General features: G+C 53.1%; 20 protein-coding genes and 1 pseudogene. 9 read left to right on the top strand and 12 right to left on the bottom strand.

Features of this window, described 5'->3' with window-relative positions:
* Positions 1–20: 20 nt before the first annotated feature.
* Together ACLJQD_RS14500 and ACLJQD_RS14495 are read right to left on the bottom strand one after the other, a co-directional pair.
* On the bottom strand, positions 21–962 hold the full coding sequence (locus ACLJQD_RS14500; protein ID WP_001032188.1) for an electron transfer flavoprotein subunit alpha/FixB family protein: 942 nt from the start codon (positions 960–962) through the stop codon (positions 21–23).
* Between the two features lie 15 nt (positions 963–977).
* The gene (locus ACLJQD_RS14495; protein ID WP_000692185.1) at positions 978–1,748 is read right to left on the bottom strand and encodes an electron transfer flavoprotein FixA; all 771 of its coding nucleotides are present in this window, start codon (positions 1,746–1,748) and stop codon (positions 978–980) included.
* Positions 1,749–2,228: 480 nt separating this feature from the next.
* On the opposite strand from ACLJQD_RS14495, the gene caiT reads away from it, so the two are divergent.
* From caiT to caiE, 6 genes are all read left to right on the top strand, one after another.
* Positions 2,229–3,746, top strand: coding sequence for an L-carnitine/gamma-butyrobetaine antiporter (gene caiT / locus ACLJQD_RS14490; RefSeq protein WP_000787073.1), 1,518 nt, complete (start codon positions 2,229–2,231; stop codon positions 3,744–3,746).
* A gap of 34 nt (positions 3,747–3,780) precedes the next feature.
* A complete protein-coding gene (gene caiA / locus ACLJQD_RS14485; RefSeq protein ID WP_000347134.1) occupies positions 3,781–4,923 on the top strand; it encodes a crotonobetainyl-CoA dehydrogenase in 1,143 nt (380 codons plus the stop codon).
* A 111-nt stretch (positions 4,924–5,034) separates the two neighbouring features.
* The gene (gene caiB, locus ACLJQD_RS14480) at positions 5,035–6,252 is read left to right on the top strand and encodes an L-carnitine CoA-transferase (RefSeq protein ID WP_017441572.1); all 1,218 of its coding nucleotides are present in this window, start codon (positions 5,035–5,037) and stop codon (positions 6,250–6,252) included.
* Between the two features lie 62 nt (positions 6,253–6,314).
* Positions 6,315–7,868, top strand: a complete 1,554-nt coding sequence (gene caiC / locus ACLJQD_RS14475; protein ID WP_000355808.1) for a crotonobetaine/carnitine-CoA ligase — start codon at positions 6,315–6,317, stop codon at positions 7,866–7,868.
* Positions 7,869–7,921: 53 nt separating this feature from the next.
* Positions 7,922–8,707, top strand: a complete 786-nt coding sequence (gene caiD / locus ACLJQD_RS14470) for a crotonobetainyl-CoA hydratase (protein ID WP_000004383.1) — start codon at positions 7,922–7,924, stop codon at positions 8,705–8,707.
* A gap of 110 nt (positions 8,708–8,817) precedes the next feature.
* Positions 8,818–9,414, top strand: coding sequence for a carnitine operon protein CaiE (caiE, locus tag ACLJQD_RS14465; RefSeq protein WP_000122863.1), 597 nt, complete (start codon positions 8,818–8,820; stop codon positions 9,412–9,414).
* A gap of 77 nt (positions 9,415–9,491) precedes the next feature.
* Here the strand turns inward: caiE and caiF are convergent, their stop codons facing one another.
* From caiF to citC, 10 genes are all read right to left on the bottom strand, one after another.
* Positions 9,492–9,887, bottom strand: coding sequence for a carnitine metabolism transcriptional regulator CaiF (caiF, locus tag ACLJQD_RS14460; protein ID WP_000333324.1), 396 nt, complete (start codon positions 9,885–9,887; stop codon positions 9,492–9,494).
* Between the two features lie 273 nt (positions 9,888–10,160).
* Complete coding sequence (gene carB, locus ACLJQD_RS14455; protein ID WP_017441574.1) at positions 10,161–13,388, bottom strand: carbamoyl-phosphate synthase large subunit; 3,228 nt, start codon at positions 13,386–13,388, stop codon at positions 10,161–10,163.
* An 18-nt stretch (positions 13,389–13,406) separates the two neighbouring features.
* Positions 13,407–14,555 (bottom strand): glutamine-hydrolyzing carbamoyl-phosphate synthase small subunit, encoded by a 1,149-nt coding sequence (gene carA / locus ACLJQD_RS14450; RefSeq protein ID WP_017441575.1) that lies wholly within the window; start codon positions 14,553–14,555, stop codon positions 13,407–13,409.
* An 862-nt stretch (positions 14,556–15,417) separates the two neighbouring features.
* Positions 15,418–16,239: a 4-hydroxy-tetrahydrodipicolinate reductase gene (gene dapB / locus ACLJQD_RS14445; RefSeq protein WP_017441576.1), complete on the bottom strand. Its 822-nt coding sequence runs from the start codon at positions 16,237–16,239 to the stop codon at positions 15,418–15,420.
* Positions 16,240–16,418: 179 nt separating this feature from the next.
* Entirely contained in the window at positions 16,419–17,327 is a 909-nt protein-coding gene (gene citG / locus ACLJQD_RS14440; RefSeq protein ID WP_017441577.1) for a triphosphoribosyl-dephospho-CoA synthase CitG, read from the bottom strand.
* Positions 17,305–17,856 (bottom strand): citrate lyase holo-[acyl-carrier protein] synthase, encoded by a 552-nt coding sequence (gene citX, locus ACLJQD_RS14435; RefSeq protein WP_017441578.1) that lies wholly within the window; start codon positions 17,854–17,856, stop codon positions 17,305–17,307. The genes citG and citX overlap by 23 nt, the downstream gene beginning before the upstream one ends.
* Positions 17,856–19,376, bottom strand: coding sequence for a citrate lyase subunit alpha (gene citF, locus ACLJQD_RS14430; RefSeq protein ID WP_017441579.1), 1,521 nt, complete (start codon positions 19,374–19,376; stop codon positions 17,856–17,858). Before citF ends, citX begins: the two co-directional genes overlap by 1 nt.
* 10 nt (positions 19,377–19,386) lie before the next feature.
* Positions 19,387–20,256 carry a citrate (pro-3S)-lyase subunit beta gene (citE, locus tag ACLJQD_RS14425; RefSeq protein ID WP_001247810.1) on the bottom strand — a complete coding sequence of 290 codons (870 nt, stop codon included), beginning with the start codon at positions 20,254–20,256 and terminating at the stop codon, positions 19,387–19,389.
* Entirely contained in the window at positions 20,253–20,546 is a 294-nt protein-coding gene (gene citD, locus ACLJQD_RS14420; protein ID WP_000691461.1) for a citrate lyase acyl carrier protein, read from the bottom strand. Before citD ends, citE begins: the two co-directional genes overlap by 4 nt.
* Positions 20,547–20,575: 29 nt before the next feature.
* Positions 20,576–21,619, bottom strand: a complete 1,044-nt coding sequence (citC, locus tag ACLJQD_RS14415) for a [citrate (pro-3S)-lyase] ligase (protein ID WP_001181444.1) — start codon at positions 21,617–21,619, stop codon at positions 20,576–20,578.
* Positions 21,620–21,863: 244 nt separating this feature from the next.
* On the opposite strand from citC, the gene citS reads away from it, so the two are divergent.
* The 3 genes and pseudogenes from citS to ACLJQD_RS14400 all read left to right on the top strand — a co-directional run.
* Positions 21,864–23,204 (top strand): citrate/sodium symporter CitS, encoded by a 1,341-nt coding sequence (gene citS, locus ACLJQD_RS14410; RefSeq protein WP_017441580.1) that lies wholly within the window; start codon positions 21,864–21,866, stop codon positions 23,202–23,204.
* Positions 23,205–23,362: 158 nt separating this feature from the next.
* The gene (locus ACLJQD_RS14405) at positions 23,363–23,602 is read left to right on the top strand and encodes an oxaloacetate decarboxylase subunit gamma (RefSeq protein ID WP_001001154.1); all 240 of its coding nucleotides are present in this window, start codon (positions 23,363–23,365) and stop codon (positions 23,600–23,602) included.
* Positions 23,603–23,618: 16 nt separating this feature from the next.
* A pseudogene (locus ACLJQD_RS14400) lies at positions 23,619–23,933 on the top strand (oxaloacetate decarboxylase); the annotation flags it as partial.

Here is a 23,933-nt window from a genome sequence, read left to right as displayed (position 1 = left end):
CGCATCCTGCCCGAAATGGTTTATCGCGCTAAGGCAGCCGTCAGCGCAGGCAGGATCTTCAGCGCATCGCCAACGATGCCAAAATCCGCATACTGGAAGATTGGCGCGTTTTTATCTTTGTTGATGGCGAAAATCGTCTGCGCGCCGTTGGCGCCGACCATGTGTTGGATCTGCCCGGAGATCCCCACTGCCAGATACAGTTCAGGTTTGAGCATCAGGTTGGAGATACCGACGTAGCGCTCGTGCTCCATCCACTTCTCGTTTTCCGCCACCGGGCGGGAACAGGCCAGCTCGGCGCCAATCGTCTGGCACAGCGCTTCGGCCAGCGAGATATTCTCTTTGCTGCCGATGCCGCGTCCCACGCTGACCACCAGACGCGCTTTGTCGAGGTCAACGCTGTTGCTCTGACGCGCCTGGGTTGCGGTGCGGGTCACGGCAGTGGCCGGAGCCTGCCACTGCACGGTGTGCATCTCGCCGCTGCGAGAAGCATCCGGTTGTTGTGCGTCAAACGTTCCGCTGCTGAGTGTGATCACGGCAAACGGCGAAGCGATGGTTTCTGCCCCTATCGCCAGACCGCCGTAGACCATATGTTTAACCGCCGCTTTTCCATCCTGCAGGGCGACGTCGCTGGCGTCATTGGAAACCGCAGCCGACAAGCGATAGCCCAGCTTTGCCGCCAACAGCTTGCCCCGACGCGTATTCGGCAGCAGCACCGCGCCGCCCTCGCTATGCTGACGAATAGTCTCAGCCATCGCAGCAGCGTAGTCTTCGATCATGCGGTCTTCTGGTTTGCCGCTGAGCAGCCAGACATGATCCGCGCCCAAATGGCATGCTGTCGCGCTGTCCGCTTCGTTCAGTACGAACGCGTTAACTTTTTCACCTACAGCCTGCGCGCCACTCATCAGTTCGGGCAGACGAGAAGGGGTATCGCTGAATACCCAGACACTGGAAAATTTGTTCATAACATCCCCTGATAATTAAATGATTTTGCGCAGATTCTCGACAAACGCGGCGATTTGTTCTTCACCGTCACCTTCAATCACCACACGCTGACGCTCGCGCTGCTTCGGTGCGGCAACCTGTTGTGCGGAATACGCGGGTACGCTGTTCAGCCCGATATCCGCAGGCGACCAGACCTGAACCGGTTTTTTCGCCGCGCCAAGAATGGCTTTCATCGAAGGGATTTGTGGGGTGTTAATGTCGGTGGAAACCGCGATCACCGCCGGGAGCGGGATGCTCAGCGTTTCAACTTCATCTTCCAGTTCGCGTTCTACTGTCAATGTGCTGTCGGTAAGAGAGAGGATTTTACTCACGCCGTTAATCGCCGGAATGTTCAGCGCTTCGCCCACCAGCAAACCAACCTGCTGAGCATAAAGATCGGAAGAACCGTCGCCGCAGATAAGTAGATCGAAACCTGATTTTTGCGCCGCGGCGGCCAGCGCGGTAGCGGTGTGTTGCGGCAGCGCCTGCTCAAATTGATCGTCAATGACCACAATCAGTTCATCAGGGCCACGAGAGAGGACATCTTTGCGCCCTTTTGCATTAGTCAGCGCTTTGCCGCCAACGCTCATGGCGACAACCTGAGCGTCTCCCAACTGCTGTTTTAACTGGCAAGCAGCTTCAATTGCATTCAGATCATATTGGCTGATTTTGCTATCCGCTTTGCTGAAATCGAGTGTTCCGTCAGCATTATTAATCGCAATATCCTGCTCATCAGGTACGCATTTGTAGCAAGTAATTATCTTCATTGCATCTCCAGAAATCATGAAGGAAACGTATTTATATCGGCGGTGTTAAATACAGATATCACGCTCTTTAATTCGGAAATAAAACCTTAATCACCAATATTGAAAATGTCACACATTGATATTCGTAACTTTCAATAGTGTTACGCACCTCACCAATATTGAAAGAAATATGCCAAATATGAAAATTTTCAATATTGTTTGCTGGCTCAACAATATTGAACGTCAGATACTTAAAAAAGTTAAAAAACCACAAACAATCAATTGATAAATAAAGAAAAAATCAAAATTTAGACACAAAATAATCAACGCAAAAAAGTGTGACGAAGATAACAGAATCACCCGAAGTGAATACCCATCATGAGTTACTCATTGAGGCGTCCCAGAGGTTAAAAACTTATCAACAAATCATTAATAATAAATAAACAAACGTTCATGGACTGGCACGCTAAATAAATTTCGTTTTCACACTGGAATTCACTTATGAAAAATGAAAAGAAAAAATCGGGAATTGAACCGAAGGTTTTTTTTCCGCCATTAATAATTGTCGGGATACTTTGCTGGCTAACAGTCAGAGATCTTGATGCCGCTAACGTCGTTATTAATGCGGTATTCAGTTATGTCACCAACGTCTGGGGTTGGGCATTTGAATGGTATATGGTCGTCATGCTCTTCGGCTGGTTCTGGCTGGTTTTTGGCCCCTATGCTAAAAAGAGATTAGGCGACGAAAAACCGGAGTTTAGTACCGCCAGCTGGATTTTCATGATGTTCGCCTCCTGTACATCAGCTGCAGTTCTGTTCTGGGGCTCTATTGAGATCTACTACTATATCTCCACCCCGCCGTTCGGTCTGGAACCCAATTCCACGGGCGCGAAAGAGATAGGTCTGGCGTACAGCCTGTTCCACTGGGGGCCGCTACCGTGGGCAACCTATAGCTTCCTTTCCGTGGCCTTCGCCTACTTCTTCTTTGTACGCAAGATGGATGTCATCCGCCCCAGCTCCACGCTGGTACCGCTCGTCGGTGAAAAGCATGCGAAAGGGCTATTCGGTACCATCGTCGATAACTTCTACCTGGTGGCGCTGATCTTCGCGATGGGCACCAGCCTCGGTCTGGCTACCCCGCTGGTCACCGAGTGTATGCAATGGCTGTTCGGTATTCCGCATACGCTGCAACTCGACGCCATCATCATTACCTGCTGGATCATTCTGAACGCGATTTGCGTGGCCTGCGGCCTGCAAAAAGGGGTCAGAATCGCCAGCGATGTGCGTAGCTACCTGAGCTTCCTGATGCTCGGCTGGGTGTTTATCGTCAGCGGCGCCAGCTTCATCATGAACTACTTCACCGACTCCGTCGGGATGCTGTTAATGCACCTGCCACGGATGCTGTTCTATACCGACGCCATCGGTAAAGGCGGCTTCCCACAGGGCTGGACCGTTTTCTACTGGGCGTGGTGGGTTATTTACGCCATCCAGATGAGTATCTTCCTGGCCCGTATTTCCCGTGGTCGTACCGTACGTGAACTGTGCTTCGGGATGGTGATGGGTCTGACCGCGTCTACCTGGATCCTGTGGACAGTGCTGGGCAGTAACACGCTGCTGCTGATGGATAAAAACATCCTCAACATTCCGCAACTGATTGAGCAACACGGCGTGGCGCGCGCCATTATCGAAACCTGGGCCGCCTTGCCGCTCAGCACCGCCACCATGTGGGGCTTCTTCATCCTCTGCTTTATTGCCACCGTCACGCTGATTAACGCCTGCTCTTACACCCTGGCGATGTCGACCTGTCGTGAAGTTCGCGATGGTGAAGAGCCGCCTCTGTTAGTGCGTATCGGCTGGTCGGTGCTGGTCGGCATCATCGGTATCGTTCTGCTGGCGCTGGGTGGTTTGAAGCCGATTCAGACCGCGATTATCGCCGGAGGATGCCCGCTGTTCTTCGTCAACATTATGGTGACGCTGTCCTTTATTAAAGACGCCAAAGTGCACTGGAAAGACAAGTAATTCTTATTAACCCAATTGATCAAGAGGCTGAAAGATGGATTTCAACTTAAATGACGAACAGGAGCTGTTTGTCGCCGGTATTCGCGAACTGATGGCCAGTGAGAACTGGGAAGCTTATTTTGCCGAGTGCGATCGTGACAGCGTCTACCCTGAGCGTTTTGTAAAAGCGCTGGCGGATATGGGTATTGATAGCCTGCTGATCCCGGAGGAACACGGCGGTCTGGAAGCGGGTTTTGTTACCGTCGCCGCCGTCTGGATGGAGCTGGGACGTCTTGGCGCGCCAACTTACGTGTTGTACCAATTGCCGGGAGGTTTTAACACTTTCCTGCGTGAAGGGACTCAGGAGCAAATTGATAAAATCATGGCGTTCCGGGGCACCGGTAAGCAGATGTGGAACTCTGCTATCACCGAACCAGGAGCGGGATCGGATGTTGGTAGTCTGAAAACCACTTATACACGCAAAAATGGTAAGGTTTATCTCAATGGCAGTAAGTGCTTTATCACCAGTAGCGCCTATACCCCGTACATCGTGGTCATGGCGAGAGACGGTGCATCGCCGGATAAACCGGTTTACACCGAGTGGTTTGTGGACATGAGCAAAGCGGGTATCAAGGTCAACAAACTGGAGAAACTCGGTCTGCGCATGGACAGCTGCTGTGAAATCACCTTTGACGACGTTGAACTGGACGAGAAAGACATGTTCGGTCGGGAAGGTAACGGCTTCAACCGCGTGAAAGAAGAGTTTGACCATGAGCGCTTCCTCGTCGCGCTGACCAACTACGGTACCGCAATGTGCGCTTTTGAAGACGCTGCGCGTTACGCTAATCAGCGCGTGCAGTTTGGTGAAGCTATTGGCCGTTTCCAGCTGATTCAGGAGAAGTTTGCGCATATGGCGATCAAACTGAACTCCATGAAAAATATGCTGCTGGAAGCCGCGTGGAAAGCGGATAACGGCACCATTACCTCCGGCGACGCGGCAATGTGCAAATACTTCTGCGCCAACGCCGCGTTTGAAGTGGTAGACACCGCCATGCAGGTACTGGGAGGTGTTGGTATCGCGGGCAACCACCGCATCACGCGTTTCTGGCGTGATCTGCGCGTTGACCGTGTTTCTGGTGGTTCTGACGAAATGCAGATCCTGACGTTGGGTCGTGCGGTACTTAAGCAATACCGCTAATCGATCCCTTGTAGGCCTGATAAGACGCGGGGCGTCGCCATCAGGCAATCATGCCGGATGGCGCTGTGCTTATCCGGCCTACATACCGCAAAAAATGCCAGGAGAAAAATGATGAATCATTTACCAATGCCAACCTTTGGCCCGCTTGCTGGGGTACACGTTGTTTTTTCAGGAATCGAAATCGCCGGTCCATTCGCCGGACAGATGTTCGCCGAATGGGGCGCCGAGGTTATCTGGATTGAAAACGTCGCATGGGCCGATACCATTCGCGTACAGCCTAACTACCCGCAGCTCTCACGCCGCAACCTGCACGCCCTGTCGCTGAATATTTTCAAAGATGAAGGTCGGGAAGCGTTTCTGAAACTGATGGAAACCACCGATATTTTCATTGAAGCCAGTAAAGGCCCGGCCTTTGCCCGCCGTGGTATTACTGATGAAGTGCTGTGGGAACATAACCCGAAACTGGTCATTGCCCACCTTTCCGGCTTCGGCCAGTATGGTACCGAGGAGTACACCAATCTTCCGGCGTATAACACCATCGCGCAGGCATTCAGTGGTTATCTGATCCAAAACGGCGACGTTGATCAGCCGATGCCAGCCTTCCCGTATACCGCCGATTACTTCTCCGGGATGACCGCGACGACAGCCGCGCTGGCAGCCCTGCACAAAGTACGCGAAACGGGTAAAGGTGAAAGCATCGATATCGCCATGTACGAAGTGATGCTGCGTATGGGTCAGTATTTCATGATGGACTACTTCAACGGCGGCGAAATCTGTCCACGTATGACGAAAGGGAAAGACCCCTACTACGCCGGTTGCGGCCTGTATAAATGCGCCGATGGTTACATCGTCATGGAGTTGGTCGGCATCACGCAAATCAACGAGTGTTTTAAAGATATTGGCCTGGCCCACATTCTCGGTACGCCGGAAGTTCCGGAAGGCACGCAGCTCATCCATCGCGTGGAATGCCCTTACGGCCCGCTCGTCGAAGAGAAACTGGACGCCTGGCTGGCAGCACACACCATCGCCGACGTTCAGGCGCGTTTTGCTGAGCTGAATATCGCCTGTGCGAAGGTGCTCACCATTCCGGAACTGGAAGGTAATCCGCAGTACGTTGCCCGCGAATCGATTACTCAGTGGCAAACAATGGACGGTCGCACCTGTAAAGGGCCGAACATCATGCCGAAATTTAAAAACAACCCAGGGAAAATCTGGCGTGGCATGCCGTCACACGGCATGGATACCGCCGCCATTCTGAAAAACATTGGTTATAGCGAAGCAGATATTAAGGAACTGGTCGGCAAAGGCCTGGCCAAAGTTGAGGATTAAACGCGATGCGCTAATCGGTTTTCCGGTTAGCGCTCACGCCTGATTTCAGTGGATAAAGCAATATGGATATCGTTGGCGGACAAAACTTACGTCAGATGTGGGACGACCTGGCCGGGGTGTACGGAGATAAAACGGCGTTAATTTTCGAATCCTGTGAGGGAATCGTTCGGCAGTTTAGCTATGCTTCGCTCAATGAAGAGATTAACCGCACGGCGAACCTTTTTTATTCCTTAGGGATCCGCAAGGGTGATAGGGTCGCGCTGCATCTGGATAACTGTCCGGAATTCATCTTTTGCTGGTTTGGACTGGCAAAAATCGGCGCCATTATGGTGCCGATTAATGCCCGCTTACTGGGCGAAGAAAGCGCCTGGATCCTGCAAAACAGCCAGGTGAGTCTGCTGGTTACCAGCGCCCAGTTTTATCCTATGTACCGTGAAATACGCCAGGACAATAGCACTCCGCTTAATCATATCTGTCTGATTGGCGAGCAGCTTCCGGCTGACGACGGCGTGAGTCACTTTACCCAACTGCAATCCCGCCAGTCCACCACGCTGTGCTATACGCCCGCGTTATCCACTGACGATACGGCGGAAATTCTGTTTACCTCAGGCACCACCTCACGGCCTAAAGGGGTGGTAATTACCCACTACAACCTGCGTTTTGCAGGCTACTACTCTGCCTGGCAAATCGCCCTGCGCGATGATGACGTGTACATGACGGTGATGCCCGCGTTTCATATCGATTGTCAGTGTACCGCCGCAATGCCTGCATTCTCCGCTGGCAGCACCTTTGTCCTGCTAGAGAAGTACAGTGCCAGGGCCTTCTGGGATCAGGTACGTAAATATCAGGCGACGGTGACCGAGTGCATCCCGATGATGATCCGCACGCTGATGGTCCAGCCCGCCGCACCAACGGACAGGCAGCATCACCTGCGCGAAGTGATGTTCTATCTCAATTTATCCGAGCAGGAAAAAGACGATTTTACCGAACGCTTTGGCGTCAGGCTGCTGACCTCTTATGGTATGACTGAAACCATTGTCGGAATTATTGGCGACCGTCCCGGAGACAAACGGCGCTGGCCTTCCATTGGTCGCGTGGGTTTTAGCTATGAAGCTGAAATTCGCGACGATCAAAATCGCCCGCTGCCCGCCGGAGAAATTGGCGAAATCTGTATTAAAGGCATCCCCGGCAAGACTATCTTCAAAGAGTATTACATGCAGCCGGAGGCAACCGCCAGGGCGCTGGAACCAGAGGGCTGGTTACATACCGGTGATTCGGGTTACCAGGATGAGGATGGCTATTTCTATTTTGTCGACAGACGCTGCAACATGATTAAACGCGGCGGGGAAAATGTCTCCTGCGTCGAGCTGGAAAATATTATTTCTGCGCATCCGAAAATTCAGGACATTGTGGTGGTTGGTATTAAAGACGCGATCCGTGATGAGGCCATTAAAGCGTTTATCGTCCTTAATGAAGGTGAAACATTAAGCGAAGCCGAGTTTTTCAGCTTTTGCGAAAACAATATGGCGAAATTCAAGGTTCCCTCTTTTATGGAGATCAGAACTGACCTGCCGCGCAACTGTTCAGGAAAAATAATCAAAAAAAATCTGAAATAAACCTTCCGGCAGGAATCCCTCCCGCCGGGAAACTATTTATCTGGAGATGAACTATGAGTGAGTCATTACATCTGACCCGTAACGGCCCGATCCTGGAAATTACCCTCGACCGACCTAAAGCGAATGCCATTGATGCCAAAACCAGCTTTGCAATGGGTGAAGCTTTTCTTAATTTCCGTGACGATCCGGAATTACGCGTAGCAATCATTACCGGCGGCGGGGAGAAATTCTTTTCTGCTGGCTGGGACTTAAAAGCGGCAGCGGAAGGTGAAGCGCCGGATGCCGATTTTGGTCCCGGCGGCTTTGCTGGTTTAACCGAAATATTTGACCTCGATAAGCCGGTTATCGCCGCGGTGAACGGCTACGCGTTTGGCGGCGGTTTTGAGCTGGCGCTGGCGGCGGACTTTATTGTCTGCGCCGAAAACGCCAGCTTCGCGCTGCCGGAAGCAAAGCTCGGCATCGTGCCTGACAGCGGCGGCGTATTGCGTCTGCCTAAGCTGCTGCCACCGGCTATCGTCAACGAAATGGTAATGACCGGCAGACGAATGAGCGCCGAAGAAGCGCTGCGTTGGGGAGTCGTGAACCGCGTTGTCAGCCAGAGCGAACTGATGGATAGCGCGCGCGAACTGGCGCAACAACTGGTCAATAGCGCCCCGCTGGCTATCGCGGCGCTGAAAGAGATTTATCGCGCGACCAGCGAAATGCCGGTAGAAGAAGGCTACCGCTACATCCGCAGCGGCGTGCTGAAGCATTATCCGTCGGTACTGCATTCAGAAGATGCGCTCGAAGGACCGCAGGCATTTGCCGAAAAACGCGATCCGGTGTGGAAAGGTCGTTAATGTGACTATGCCGGATGGCGCTTCGCTTATCCGGCCTACAGCACATGCGCAACCGTAGGCCGGATAAGGTGTTTACGCCGCCATCCGGCAAAAAAAACCGAGGTACAACTATGAGCTATTACGCCTTTGAAGGACTGATCCCGGTGGTGCATCCGGACGCGTTTGTCCATCCCAGCGCCGTGCTGATTGGCGATGTCATCGTGGGCGCCGGTGTTTATATTGGCCCACTCGCGTCATTGCGTGGGGATTATGGTCGCCTGATCCTGGAGGCAGGCTCTAATCTGCAGGATGGCTGCATTATGCATGGCTACTGCGATACCGATACCATCGTGCATGAAAACGGCCATATCGGCCACGGCGCTATTCTACATGGCTGCGTGGTGGGACGGGATGCCCTGGTCGGCATGAACAGCGTCATTATGGACGGCGCAGTGATTGGCGAAGAGAGCATTGTCGCCGCCATGAGTTTTGTCAAAGCCGGATTTCAGGGTGAGGCAAGGCAACTGCTGGTGGGTTCACCGGCGCGCGTACTACGCCAGGTTACGGACCAGGAGCTGCACTGGAAACGCCTCAATACCAAAGAATATCAGGATCTTGCGATCCGTTGTCGAACGGGGTTATCTGAAACGAAGCCGTTAACGCAGGTCGAAGAAAACCGGCCGCGCCTGAAAGGCACGACGGACGTGAAGCCAAAATCAGCACAGTAATTGATGCCGGATGCGCTCACGCTTATCCGGCCTACGCGTCAATTACCGTTTACCCCGCCATCAGGTTAAACAGACAATTAGCGACGCATACTCTTGGAGAGCATCATCTGCCATTTCTGCTCACGGTTTAGTTCTGTGGGGGGAACGGCAGACAGCCGCGGCGCTTTCGCCACGCTCACTTTTCTTTCCTGCAAATTATGATTCAATCGGCGATAGAGTTGAGAGTCGATACTCACGACTTTCACCAGACGCTGGCACTGGCAGCCTCGTCCTGCAATTTGGTTAGGGATCATCTTCACTTCACAAACAATTTCCCCCACTTCTGACAGAATATAGGAGAGCGTATTAATTGCTTTGCAATGTTCAATATCAAATTGACGGGAAATCTCCCTGGCAGTGATCCATCGGTTCTCTGCCATCATCCAGTCAGCAATTAACAAATAAAGCGGTCTTTCAACATATTTTTCACACATAAGCACACCATTTCACAAATTAAAAATCTGGCTACGGCCTGTCCAAACTAATAAAAACTAAGCCATATTAAAATTGTGGATATGCAAGATAGTATGCGACTTAAATATTGATTAGTGTGAGCAATATCGTGCTTATTACATTGAAAATGTGGTTACGGAAACGGACTTCTCCAGGAATGACCTTACGCAAGATAAAAAAAGGGTTTCTTTACAGAAACCCTTTCAACATTATATTACAGGTCCGGTTAGAGCAATATCCGCCGAACCCTTTGTTTACGACTTTTTGATCTGCGCGTGCATTTCCTGCACCGAGGTTACCTTCTCGGTGGCATCGGCATTGAGCGCCATCGTCGTGGCAAAACCGCCGTTCAGCGTGGTGTCATAATGCACTTTATACTGCAGCGCGCTACGACGAATCACCCTGGAGTCTTCAATCGCGCGGCGGCCTGCGGTGGTATTGATGATATAGGTATATTCGCCATTCTTGATGCGGTCCTGAATGTGCGGACGACCTTCGTGCACCTTGTTCACCAGACGCGGGTTGATACCAGCTTCGCCCAGCACAATCGCCGTACCGTGGGTGGCATCCAGCTCAAAGCCCTGTTTCAGCAGCTTGGCGGCGAGATCCACCACGCGCTCTTTGTCGCCTTCGCGGACGGAGAGCAGAGCACGGCCCTGTTTCTTCATGGTGGAGTTACTGCCCAGCTGCGCCTTAGCGAACGCTTCCGCAAAGGTACGGCCCACGCCCATCACTTCCCCGGTGGAGCGCATTTCTGGCCCTAACAGCGGGTCAACGCCCGGGAATTTGTTGAACGGCAGCACCACTTCTTTCACCGAGTAGTACGGCGGGATAATTTCTTGGGTCACGCCCTGCTCGGTCAGCGATTTGCCGACCATTACGCGCGCCGCCACTTTCGCCAGCGGCACGCCGGTGGCTTTGGAGACGAACGGTACGGTACGCGCCGCACGCGGGTTAACTTCAATCAGATAGACTTCGTTGTCTTTCACCGCAAACTGCACGTTCATCAGGCCGCGCACCTGCAGCTCGAAGGCCAGCTTCTGCACCTGCTGGCGCATCACATCCTGAATTTCCTGGCTCAGGGTGTAGGCTGGCAGGGAACAGGCGGAGTCGCCGGAGTGTACGCCCGCCTGCTCGATGTGTTCCATGATGCCGCCAATCAGCACCATTTCGCCGTCGCAGATAGCGTCCACGTCCACTTCAACCGCGTCATCAAGGAAGCGGTCCAGCAGTACCGGCGCATCGTTAGAGACGCTGACCGCGGTCTGGAAGTAGCGACGCAGGTCGGCTTCGTCGTAGACAATTTCCATCGCCCGACCGCCCAGTACGTAAGAAGGACGAACCACCAGCGGGTAGCCGATCTCTTTCGCTTTTTCGACCGCCTGTTCAATGGCGGTGACGGTGGCGTTGGCCGGTTGCTTCAGCTTCAGACGGTCAACCGCATGCTGGAAGCGTTCACGGTCTTCCGCGCGGTCGATGGCGTCCGGGCTGGTGCCGATAACCGGCACGCCTGCCGCTTCCAGCGCGCGCGCCAGCTTCAGCGGGGTCTGGCCGCCGTACTGCACGATAACGCCTTTCGGCTTCTCGATGCGCACGATTTCCAGCACGTCTTCCAGCGTCACCGGCTCGAAGTACAGGCGGTCGGAAGTGTCGTAGTCGGTGGAGACGGTTTCCGGGTTACAGTTGACCATGATGGTCTCGTAACCGTCTTCACGCAGCGCCAGCGAGGCGTGTACGCAGCAGTAGTCAAACTCAATGCCCTGGCCGATACGGTTCGGGCCGCCGCCGAGGACCATGATTTTGTCGCGGTCAACGGACGGGTTCGCTTCGCACTCATCTTCATAAGTGGAGTACATGTAGGCGGTATCGGTGGCGAATTCCGCCGCGCAGGTATCCACACGCTTGTAGACCGGATGCAGGTCATACTGGTCACGCAGCTTGCGGACTTCCGCTTCACGCACGCCCGCCAGTTTCGCCAGACGCGCATCGGCAAACCCTTTACGCTTGAGCTGACGCAGGAAGTCGGCGTTGAGGCCGGTAATACCGACTTCAGCCACTTTCTCTTCCAGACGCACCAGTTCTTCAATCTGTACCAGGAACCAGCGGTCGATGTTGGTCAGGTTGAACACGCCGTCGACGGAGAGGCCTGCGCGGAAGGCATCGGCGATATACCAGATACGATCTGCGCCCGCGTCTTTCAGCTCGCGGCGGATTTTGGTCAGCGCTTCCGGGTCGTCGAGGCTGACTTTCGGGTCGAAACCGGTGGCGCCCACTTCCAGGCCACGCAGCGCTTTCTGCAGGGATTCCTGCTGCGTGCGACCAATCGCCATCACTTCCCCGACCGATTTCATCTGGGTGGTCAGACGGTCGTTAGCACCGGCGAATTTCTCAAAGTTAAAGCGCGGAATTTTAGTAACCACATAGTCGATGGACGGCTCGAAGGAGGCCGGAGTACGCCCACCGGTGATGTCGTTCATCAGCTCGTCGAGGGTATAACCCACCGCCAGTTTGGCGGCCACTTTGGCAATCGGGAAGCCGGTGGCTTTCGACGCCAGCGCCGAGGAGCGGGATACGCGCGGGTTCATTTCGATAACGATCAGACGACCGTTTTTCGGGTTCACTGCGAACTGGACGTTAGAACCGCCGGTTTCGACGCCGATTTCACGCAGTACCGCCATCGAGGCGTTACGCATGATTTGGTATTCTTTGTCGGTCAGCGTCTGGGCCGGGGCCACGGTGATCGAGTCCCCAGTATGGATACCCATTGCGTCGAAGTTTTCGATAGAGCAGACGATGATGCAGTTGTCGTTTTTATCACGCACCACTTCCATCTCGTACTCTTTCCAGCCGATCAGCGATTCATCAATCAGCAGCTCGTTGGTTGGCGAGAGGTCCAGACCGCGTTCGCAGATTTCTTCGAACTCTTCACGGTTGTAAGCGATACCGCCGCCGGTGCCGCCCATGGTAAAGGACGGACGGATGATGCACGGGAAGCCGACGTCAGCGGCAACCGCCAGCGCTTCTTCCATGGTGTGCGCGATACCGGAACGCGCGGTGTCGAGACCAATTTTCTTCATCGCGATATCGAAGCGACGACGGTCTTCGGCTTTATCAATGGCGTCGGCGGTGGCGCCAATCATGGTCACGCCGAACTCTTCAAGTACGCCCTGACGCTCCAGCTCCAGCGCGCAGTTCAGCGCCGTCTGGCCGCCCATGGTTGGCAGCACCGCATCCGGACGCTCTTTTTCAATGATTTTGCGCACCACTTCCCAGTGAATCGGCTCGATGTAGGTGGCATCGGCCATTTCCGGGTCGGTCATGATGGTGGCCGGGTTGGAGTTCACCAGAATAACGCGGTAGCCCTCTTCGCGCAGCGCTTTACACGCCTGAGCGCCGGAGTAGTCAAACTCACACGCCTGACCGATAACAATCGGGCCCGCGCCCAGAATCAGGATGCTTTTTATATCTGTACGTTTTGGCATGGCTCTTATTACTCCTGATTATTTCGCGGACTGACGGTATTGCTCAATAAGCTCGATAAAGTGGTCGAACAGCGGCGCCGCATCGTGCGGGCCCGGGCTGGCTTCCGGGTGTCCCTGGAAGCTGAACGCCGGTTTGTCGGTACGATGAATGCCCTGCAGGGTGCCGTCGAACAGCGACTTGTGGGTCACGCGCAGGTTGGCTGGCAGCGAGTCTTCATCCACCGCAAAGCCGTGGTTCTGCGCGGTGATCATCACCACGTTTCTGTCCATATCTTTTACCGGATGGTTGCCGCCGTGATGGCCGAACTTCATCTTAACGGTCTTCGCACCGCTCGCCAGCGCCAGCAGCTGATGGCCGAGGCAGATGCCAAATACCGGAATGTCGGTCTGGAGGAATTTCTCAATCGCGTCGATGGCGTAGTCGCACGGGGCCGGGTCGCCAGGGCCGTTCGACAGGAAAATGCCGTCCGGATTCATTTTCAGCACTTCTTCAGCAGCGGTCTGCGCTGGCACCACCGTCAGGCGGCAGCCGCGATCCACCAGCATACGTAGAATGTTGCGCTTGGCGCCAAAATCGTAGGCCACCACGTGGAACGGCAGGTCATCCTCAGATTTCGCTTCCGGTAAACCGTCTTTCAGCGTCCAGCTACCCTGCGTCCAGCGGTAGGTTTCCGCCGTGGTCACTTCTTTCGCCAGATCCATACCGTTCAGTCCAGGGAATGCTTCCGCTTTTTCCAGCGCCAGCTTCGCATCCGGGCTATCGCCTGCAATGATGCAGCCGTTCTGTGCGCCTTTCTCACGCAGCAGTCGGGTCAGCTTGCGGGTATCGATATCAGCAATCGCCACAATGTTATGCCGTTTCAGGTAAGAAGAGAGGTCTTCTGTGTTACGGAAGTTGCTGGCAATCAGCGGCAGATCGCGAATCACTAAACCTTGCGCATGAACCTGAGAAGATTCTTCATCGGCTTCATTGGTGCCGACATTACCAATATGGGGATAAGTAAGAGTGACGATTTGGCGGGAATAGGAAGGATCAGTGAGGATTTCTTGATAACCGGTCATTGAAGTATTGAAAACGACTTCCCCAACCGCCGAACCCGTTGCCCCAATGGCCCGACCGTGAAACTGGGTTCCGTCTTCCAGAACCAATAGCGCTGACTTAATCAAAACACCCTCCAGAGAATATTCACTCACTTTATTTGCATATTAATTCATTCAGTCAGTATGAAGCAATGCAAATTTGCTTACCCGTGGATTTCTGGCAAACGGCGGCATTCTGAAGTTAAGCCGGATAAAAGTCAACTTAAAGCGGGTATTTTTTATGTTATTTTGCACATTATAAGTAAGTTATTCTGTTTAAGAGGCAAAAAGATCAACTAAGTGACGATAGAAAACGCTTGCGCTTCCTTAAGTTCGAAAAAAGCTGACTGGAACGATAAAAAGTGGACCAAATGGTCAAATTTCACATTAAAACAACAAAAAACAACGATAAAAATTCATTTAATAGCCATTAATGTTATTAAATTAATAAAAATTCAAAATTAAGAAAATTAACGACAAAAACATTTTAAAAATCAATAAGTTAAAAATATAAAAAACAAATCAAATGCATTATAAAATCAACAAAAAACAGCAGATTAAGACAATGTAATGACAACTCCAATCGCGATATAAAGATCCAGCTTCTTTTTCTTTAAGACTAGCGCATACGATTGGACCACAACCAGCCTCACTACAGCATAAAAAAGCTAACCTATTGAAGCAAAAGAGATAAAACGCCCCCGTGGAACAGCACTACCCCCCGATGGATATCAGTCTTATCAGTCTGGTCGAGGTGCCTTTTGCATACGGTAAGCCACTGCGGCAGAACATGTCGTGGGAGAAGAAACTGTCGAAACATGAATGGTGAAAGGCGTTATTTATCTGACCGAATAACCGGGGGGCAAAAAAACAAAAGGGCAATAATATATTGCCCTTTGTAATCAATTAATCTTGATTACCACAACCACATCACGAAGGTATTTAGTCGCTATAATACATCCAGCCCCAGCACATCCCGCATGTCAAATAGCCCATTTTTCTTCGTTTTTAGCCATAACGCCGATCGCAACGCGCCATTTGCAAACGTCATGCGACTGGAAGCTTTATGCGTAATCTCTACGCGCTCGCCAATATCGGCAAACATCGCGGTATGTTCGCCGACGATGTCGCCCGCCCGAACGGTCGCAAAGCCAATCGTGCCCGGTACGCGCTCGCCGGTATAACCTTCACGCGAGTAGACCGCGCAGTCCTTCAGATTTTTATCCAGCGCCCCGGCGATTGCCTCGCCCATTGCCAGCGCCGTACCCGACGGTGCATCCACTTTATGGCGGTGGTGCGCTTCAATAATTTCAATATCGCTATAGTCGCCCATTACCTTCGCGGCTTTCTCCAGCAGCTTGAGCATGACGTTAACGCCGACGCTAAAGTTTGCGGCGAAAACGATCGCAATCTCTTGTGACGCCTCGCGAATGGCCTGTTTACCGGCGTCGTCAAAGCCGGTAGTACCAATCACCATCCCTTTACCATGCTGGCGGCAAAACGCCAGATGCGTCAACGTGCCTTCCGGACGGGTAAAATCGATGAGAACGTCAAAATCATCTTTTACCGCCTCAAGGCTGCTTTGAACGATCACGCCGGACTTTCCCGCCCCCGCCAGTTCGCCAGCATCGCTGCCCAGCAAGGAAGAGCCTTCGCGCTCCAGCGCGGCACCCAGCTGAACACCTTCCATCGCCATGGCGGCCTGGATTAACTGCCGTCCCATGCGGCCACCGGCGCCGGCAATGGCGACGCGGATTTGTGCTTCATGCATAGCTATTCTCTTTTGTAAAAATTGCGTAAACCGTTTTCAGAGTAACCAGCGCGCCCGGAGGCCGCCATCTAAAATCGCCGATAATTAGAAATTAATGATAAACAGGGAGCGATATCAGTAAAAGACATGATTCATCCCGCAGGATGAATCATTGCTGGAGAGAATGAAAGAAGAGAAACTTACTCAGGATAGAGGGAACCGGCAGGAAAATGACTTAAAAACCAGGTCACTGCCAGTAAATCCGCGCTACCGCCAGGGCTTAAGTTACGCAGGATGAGTTCATCATCGAGGGACTGCATCGCTTCAATGCCCCCCTCAACCAATACGCCCCCTTGCCACAACAATTTTTGTGCCTGCTGCTGCACGTAGTAAAGCCCTTCCAGGCCTCCCCGTGACACCAGATTGGTATCATCATTCCACGCCATCAGATGCAACAATGTTTGCAGTAGGGCAAGATGGGTATCGTCATGCTCCTGCACGACCCGGTTAAACACCGGCAAAGCCTGCGTTCTGACGGTTCGAAAACCGCTTTCCGCTTCTCCCCGCGCGCCCGACAGGCCATAACACTGGAAATGGGTTTCACTCTTTGTCAGTTTTCCCGCTTTTTTTGCTGAGAGCTCGTGGGCAACAATATTCCGACTCAGGCGGGCAACCTGGTCGCAGATACGATTTTGCTCCAACGGTTCTCCCCGCGCGAGAAGTCGGCCAATCGCTGCGCTCAGCAGGCCAAAAGCGAAAATCGCCCCGCGATGGGTATTCACACCATTGGTCGCCTGTAGCATATCGTTCTCACAGGCCATCCCCAGCGGACGCAGCATCACCAGGACATTTTCTGCCGCCAGCGCCGCCGTGTTGTTGCCCATGATAAAAAACTTTTCCATCCATGGAGCAATGGCGGTAGTGCTACGTTCAAATGCCGCCAGATCCATATCCCTATGCGCTCCCGAATTACGAATATCGACCAGACCGGGTTTTGGTGTCAGCCTGGCTTCCGTCAGCAGCGCTCTTGCAACCAACCCATTAAGTTCGCCAGCCGCCAGCGATGAGTACGCTGGCGTACGCCGTTCAGTCACAACGCTCACGCTCATAGCATTCAATCCTTCGTGCAATTTCATCCAACAAAAGGTCAAGGGTGTGATGCTTGCCCCGGGCACAGAGATGAGCATCCTGCTGGCATATCAAACATGGCCGGGCAGGATGCCCGAGTTCACGGCGTGATAGCGACTTACCGTCGCTATCAATAATGTCGATGTCCCAAAGCCGCCCTAACGGATGGCTCATCTCTAGTGTCGACATGTGCTGTTTCAACGCCATTGCTGGCGCACAGACCGCTGCCATCCATTCCGGGCCGCTGCGTTCATTTACCTGCATTTCCCAGACGTTGACCCACTCCTTCTGTTCGCAAAGCGCCAGTATTTCGGCAATTGCGTAATCGGCGACACGCCGCCAGACCGCTGAGTTTTTAACGGCGCCCGGTGCAACCAGCGTGAGGGAAATCAACGGTAGCCGATAGCAGTTCAACGCCTGACGCTGCCTGGCGGCACGTTTATCGCGCGCTTGTAGCATCTCCTCCAGCGTAACTGCCTGGCCCTCGTACAGCAGGTCTGTGCCCTTCATCAGCCTTTAACCTGGCGAATCACGTCAATCACTGAACCGTCGCGATAACGCACCACAGCCACCACCCGATCGGTAAACTCAATCGGCTGCGGTTTACCGGTCAGTTGCTCAGCGCGCTGTTGCAGTTGTTCGATGGTCATCAGCGCCACGCCCGCAGCACGCAGGTTATCAAGCAGATCCTGACGCGCAGGGTTCACCGCAATACCATGGTCGGTAACCAGCACATCAACACTTGCCCCAGGCGTGACGGTAGTCAGCACTTTTTCCACCACGCATGGGATTCGGCCACGGACCAGCGGTGCGGTAATAATGGTGAGATCGGCCCCTGCTGCCGTATCGCTATGGCCGCCCGATGCGCCACGCAGTACGCCGTTTGAACCGGTCATCACGTTAACGTTGAAATTCACGTCAATTTCCAGTGCGCTCAGCATCACCACGTTCAGGCGTTCGCATGCCGCGCCTTTAGAGGCGGGGTTCGCGTATTGATTGGTTGAGATTTCAATATGATGCGGGTTCTGCGCCAGCGAACGGGCGGCATCGCCATCGAATGATTGCGTATCCAGCAACGCTTTGATCAACCCTTTCTCATGCAGATCCACCATGGTGCCGGTGATCCCGCCCAGGCCAAAACTCGCCGTAATGTTGTGGCGACGCATTTTGTCTTCCAGGAAACGGGTGACCGCCAGAGAAGCGCCACCGGTGCCGGTTTGCAGCGAGAAACCGTCACAAAAATAACCTGAGTGTTCGATCACATTGGCCGCCTGCCGGGCGATCAACAGTTCACGCGGGTTGCTGGACAGACGAATCGCGCCCGCGGTGATTTTTTCCGGATCCCCTACCTCATCCACCTGCACGATTAAATCAACCTGATCCTGCGCGATACTGGCCGGATAATTGGGAAATTCGACCCACTCTTCAGTCAGGAGCACCACACATTTAGCATACTGCGCATCAACCTGCGCATATCCCAAAGAGCCGCAGCGTGACTTGCCGCTAAAGCCGTTAGCATTACCAAATTCATCGCAGCACGGCACGCCGAGGAAAGCGACATCAATATTCAGCTCACCGCTCTGAATCAGCTTTACGCGGCCGCCGTGAGAGTGGATCTGTACCGGGTTTTCCATCAGGCCAGAGGAGATCTCTTCCCCTAACTTGCCGCGCAGCCCGGAGGTGTAGATCTGCCGCACCACGCCATTTTTAATGTGTTCGATAAGCGGCCAGTGGGCATCAATTAATGAGCTGGAGGCAAGCGTCAGATCGCGGAATCCCATTTCCGCCAGCTTCGCCATCACCATATTGACGACTTTGTCGCCACCACGAAACGCATGGTGGAAGGATATCGTCATGCCATTTTTAAGCCCGGAACGACGGATAGCCTCTTCAAGCGAGTCACAAATTTTACGCCGACGCTTTTCCGTTTCACTGGCAAGCCACGGGCTGTTTGCTGTTACCCCCTGGTAGGGCTGTAATCCTTCCGGTACGACATATTGCTGGTTGAGCATGGTTACAGTCTCTTTCATGGTTCCTTCCTTAATCACGAATACCGGAAGCCGACAGCGCCACCACTTTGCGCGCGTGGTCGATAATCGGGCCGTCAATCATTTTGCCGTTGAGTGAAACGACGCCCAGACCGCGAGACTCAGCCTCTTCAGCGGCGGCAATCACCTCGTGCGCATGCTCAACTTCTTTACGTGTCGGAGAATAAGCCTGATGTAACAGCTCAATCTGACGTGGGTTCACTAAGGACTTACCGTTAAAACCAAGCCCTTTCGCCAACTGCACTTCCTTCAGGAAGCCTTCTTCATTATTGATATCCGACCAAACGACATCATAGGCGGCAATACCCGCAACGCGCGCCGCATGCAGCACTGCGCAGCGGGCGTAGAACAGCTCGGTGCCATCGCCCCGGCTGGTGCCCATATCCATCACGTAATCAAATGCCGCCAGCGCAATTGCCACCATGCGCGGGCTGGAGGTGGCGATGTCGACGGCATTGACCACGCCTTTCGCTGATTCGATCGCCGCCATCAGCCTGGTACTGCCGACTTCACGTCCACATTCACGTTCGATCCGTTCAACCTGCGCTTCCAGCTCCAGCACATCGTTTTTGCTGTCGGTTTTCGGCAGACGCACGATATCCGCGCCACCACGCACGACAGCCTCAAGATCGGCCAGACCAAACGGCGTGTTCAGTGGATTAATGCGCACCACTTTTTCAACATCCTGATAGAACGGATGTTGAAGCGCGTGATGAACCAAAAGACGGGCGGTATCTTTCTCACGTAACGCTACGGCGTCTTCTAAGTCGAACATCACCGCGTCCGCACCGTAGACAAACGAGGTGCTCAACATGGCCGCATTTGCGCCGGGAATAAACAACATACTGCGACGAGGTCTCATAACGCACTCCATTGAATTTCCGTTTGTTCTGCAGCGCGCAGCGCCGCCGCCTGCACTCGGGCGCGTAAAATGCACTCCAGCGCGCCTTTGTCATCGACGCTAACCAGCGCGCGTTCAACGCCGAGTTTCGCCAGCGTTTCCCGAACCACCTGCTCAATCGCCGCGCCAAACTGCTGCTTCACCAGACTCTCTAGCTCCAGCCGAATTCCTGGCTCGCTGGATGGACCAATCCTGATCATCACATCGCTGGATTCCAGCGTGCCTGCCAGGGCATCTTTAATGATTTTCATTAGTTATGTTCCTTGTTAACGGTGTTACGTCATATGGTTTCAGTGTGTCTGGCGGCATGCCGCTGCAGATATGCCAGGGTGCCAGCAGGCACCAGCGCGCTTATTGCCGGCCAATTACGTTCGCTATACAGTTTTCTGACGCGAGAGGCGGAAATAGCCGTGCCGTTTTTCTCCACCCGCGCCAGCTCGACGACCTCAATAACCGGGCCGCTGCGCTTCGGATCGTGTAAAATGTCGTGCATTCGCTGGTTATAGGCACAGGTCAGAGGACAAAACGGTTCACTGCCGACAAAACGATGGGTAATCCCCAGCGCTGGAGCCAGATGTTCACGGAAGAGTTGCAGATCGATCTGGCAATGGCAGTCGTCCACAACCCCTTTTTCTTTGAGGAAATAGCCGGGGAACGTCGCACGCGAGATCATATAAGCGGAGCCGGAATGCAACGTGACGTTGTCAATGCCCGCGATTCCTTGTTCGATCAGCGCCCAACGGTCGGTATAGGAAAAAAATGAAGCATCTTCTTTGACTACAAACAGATGCAACCAGTCACAGGCCGCAGCTGCTTGCTCCACCAGGTAACGGTGGCCCAAGGTAAACGGATTGGCGTTCATGACGATGGCGCCGATCGTTTTTCCCGGTTGACGATAAAGCGCCAGTTGGCGACAAAAGCGCGCTAACCGTTCACTGCTGTTCTCCATTAACACCGCCAGCTCACCTGCCTGCGCAATGGGCCAAAACCCCGCGCCAGAAAACAGCAACCGATTTTGCGGCTTAGTGAACAGGAAAAGCTCGCTGCGGTTTAACTCGTAGGCCAATGTAAGCAGCTCAGTCAGCAGTTTGAGGCTGAGCCCTTCCCCTTGTAAAACCGGGGAAACGGCGATGCATTTCAGTACGTTTCCGGCCAGCGAGCCGCATCCAACTATCTCACCCTGCCAATATGCGCATACCGCGATTTCACAATCGTCTTCCAGGGCGAGTCCCACGCCCTCCAGAAACATGGCGACCGACTCGCGACGCAATACATCCTTTTGCAAATAAATGCGTTTAAATATTAGATTCACTCTATTCTGCATCCGTCAGCAAATAACGCCGCATATTTCGCCAGCGTTTGTATTACTCGTCTGGAATAGACATCACACTTTCCCCCTTGCTTTTATAAGCTTTATGGTTTTTATTTCCTTAATTAACCAGAGTTAATAAAAATAATTAAATTAATTAAAAACACAACCATTCAGTGAAGATAGTCACATCTCACGGTTCATTGAATTTATTAGTATGCGCGGGTCTTGTTACCCATCAATACACAGGAAAATGTTTATGACCAACATGACCCAGGCTTCGGCGACGGAGAAAAAGGGGGCCAGCGATTTACTCAGATTCAAAATCTTTGGTATGCCGCTACCGCTTTATGCCTTTGCATTAATTACTTTATTACTGTCTCATTTCTATAACGCTATACCGACTGACTTAGTCGGTGGTTTTGCTCTTATGTTTGTTATGGGGGCCATTTTTGGTGAAATCGGCAAACGTTTACCGATCTTCAATAAATATATTGGCGGCGCACCGGTTATGATATTTCTGGTTGCAGCTTATTTTGTCTATGCTGGTATATTTACGCAGAAAGAAATTGATGCGATCAGCAACGTAATGGATAAAAGCAACTTCCTTAACCTGTTTATCGCAGTATTGATCACAGGCGCGATCCTGTCGGTAAACCGTAAGCTGCTATTAAAATCACTGCTGGGCTATATCCCAACCATCCTCGCCGGGATTGTCGGCGCGTCCCTTTTCGGTATCGTCATTGGTCTGTGCTTCGGTATCCCGGTCGACCGTATCATGATGCTGTACGTTCTGCCGATTATGGGCGGTGGTAACGGCGCGGGCGCCGTGCCTCTGTCTGAAATTTATCACTCGGTTACCGGACGTTCTCGCGAAGAGTATTACTCAACGGCTATTGCTATTCTGACCATTGCGAATATCTTCGCCATTATTTTCGCCGCCCTCCTCGATATGGTCGGTAAAAAATACACCTGGCTTAGCGGTGAAGGCGAGTTGGTTCGTAAGGCTTCCTTCAAAACCGAAGATGATGAAAAGGCCGGTCAGATTACCCATCGTGAAACGGCGGTTGGCATGGTGTTATCCACCACCTGCTTCCTGCTGGCCTATGTTGTTGCCAAGAAAATTCTGCCAAGCATCGGCGGCGTCTCTATTCACTACTTCGCCTGGATGGTTCTGATTGTTGCTGCTCTGAACGCATCAGGTCTTTGCTCACCGGAGATTAAAGCCGGGGCAAAACGTCTTTCTGACTTCTTCTCCAAACAACTGCTGTGGGTGCTGATGGTAGGTGTGGGTGTTTGCTACACCGATCTGCAAGAGATCATCGATGCCCTGACGTTCGCGAACGTCGTTATCGCCGCAATCATTGTGGTCGGCGCTGTCGTTGGCGCAGCTATCGGGGGCTGGTTGATTGGCTTCTACCCGATTGAATCATCCATTACTGCGGGTCTTTGTATGGCCAACCGCGGCGGCTCCGGCGATCTGGAAGTGCTCTCCGCCTGTAACCGTATGAACCTCATTTCATATGCACAAATTTCCTCTCGTCTGGGCGGCGGTATTGTGCTGGTTATCGCTAGCATCGTGTTCAGCATGATGGTGTAAAAAAACGCACGGCGGTGTCTTTGCCGCAAACGACCTGGAGAAAAGTAGAGGCCAAAGCCAGAGGTGGCCAAGGGAAATCCACTCTACTCCTTAGCCGGATTCACCAGGAAGGTTGTCGTCAAGGCCACCGTCGTGCCTCTCATTATGGAAAATGATTCATGAATGAAGCTGTACTACTGGGTGAAGGTTTCACCCTGATGTTTTTAGGGATGGGGTTCGTACTGAGCTTTCTGTTCCTGCTGATTTTCGCCATTCGCGGCATGTCTGCCGTGATTACTCGCTTCTTCCCGGAGCCCGTCGCCGCGCCCGCACCGCGCGCCGTTCCCGTCGTGGACGACTTCACCCGCTTAAAGCCGGTGATTGCCGCCGCCATTCACCATCACCGCCACCACGTTTAATTTCCCGGAGGGATCCATGACCATTGCCATTACCGATGTCGTCCTGCGCGACGCCCACCAGTCTCTGTTCGCCACCCGCCTGCGTCTTGACGATATGCTGCCGATTGCCGCTCAGCTCGACGACGTGGGCTACGGCTCGCTGGAGTGCTGGGGCGGCGCCACCTTTGACGCCTGCATCCGTTTCCTCGGCGAAGACCCGTGGGTTCGCCTGCGTGAACTCAAAAAAGCCATGCCCAAAACCCCGCTGCAGATGCTGCTGCGCGGCCAGAACCTGCTCGGCTACCGCCACTACGCCGACGACGTGGTGGAGCGCTTCGTCGAACGCGCGGTG

This window comes from Salmonella sp. SAL04214, assembly GCF_046550615.1.
GTDB classification, from domain to species: Bacteria; Pseudomonadota; Gammaproteobacteria; order Enterobacterales; family Enterobacteriaceae; genus Salmonella; species Salmonella enterica.
This window is presented reverse-complemented; position numbering and strand designations above follow the sequence as displayed.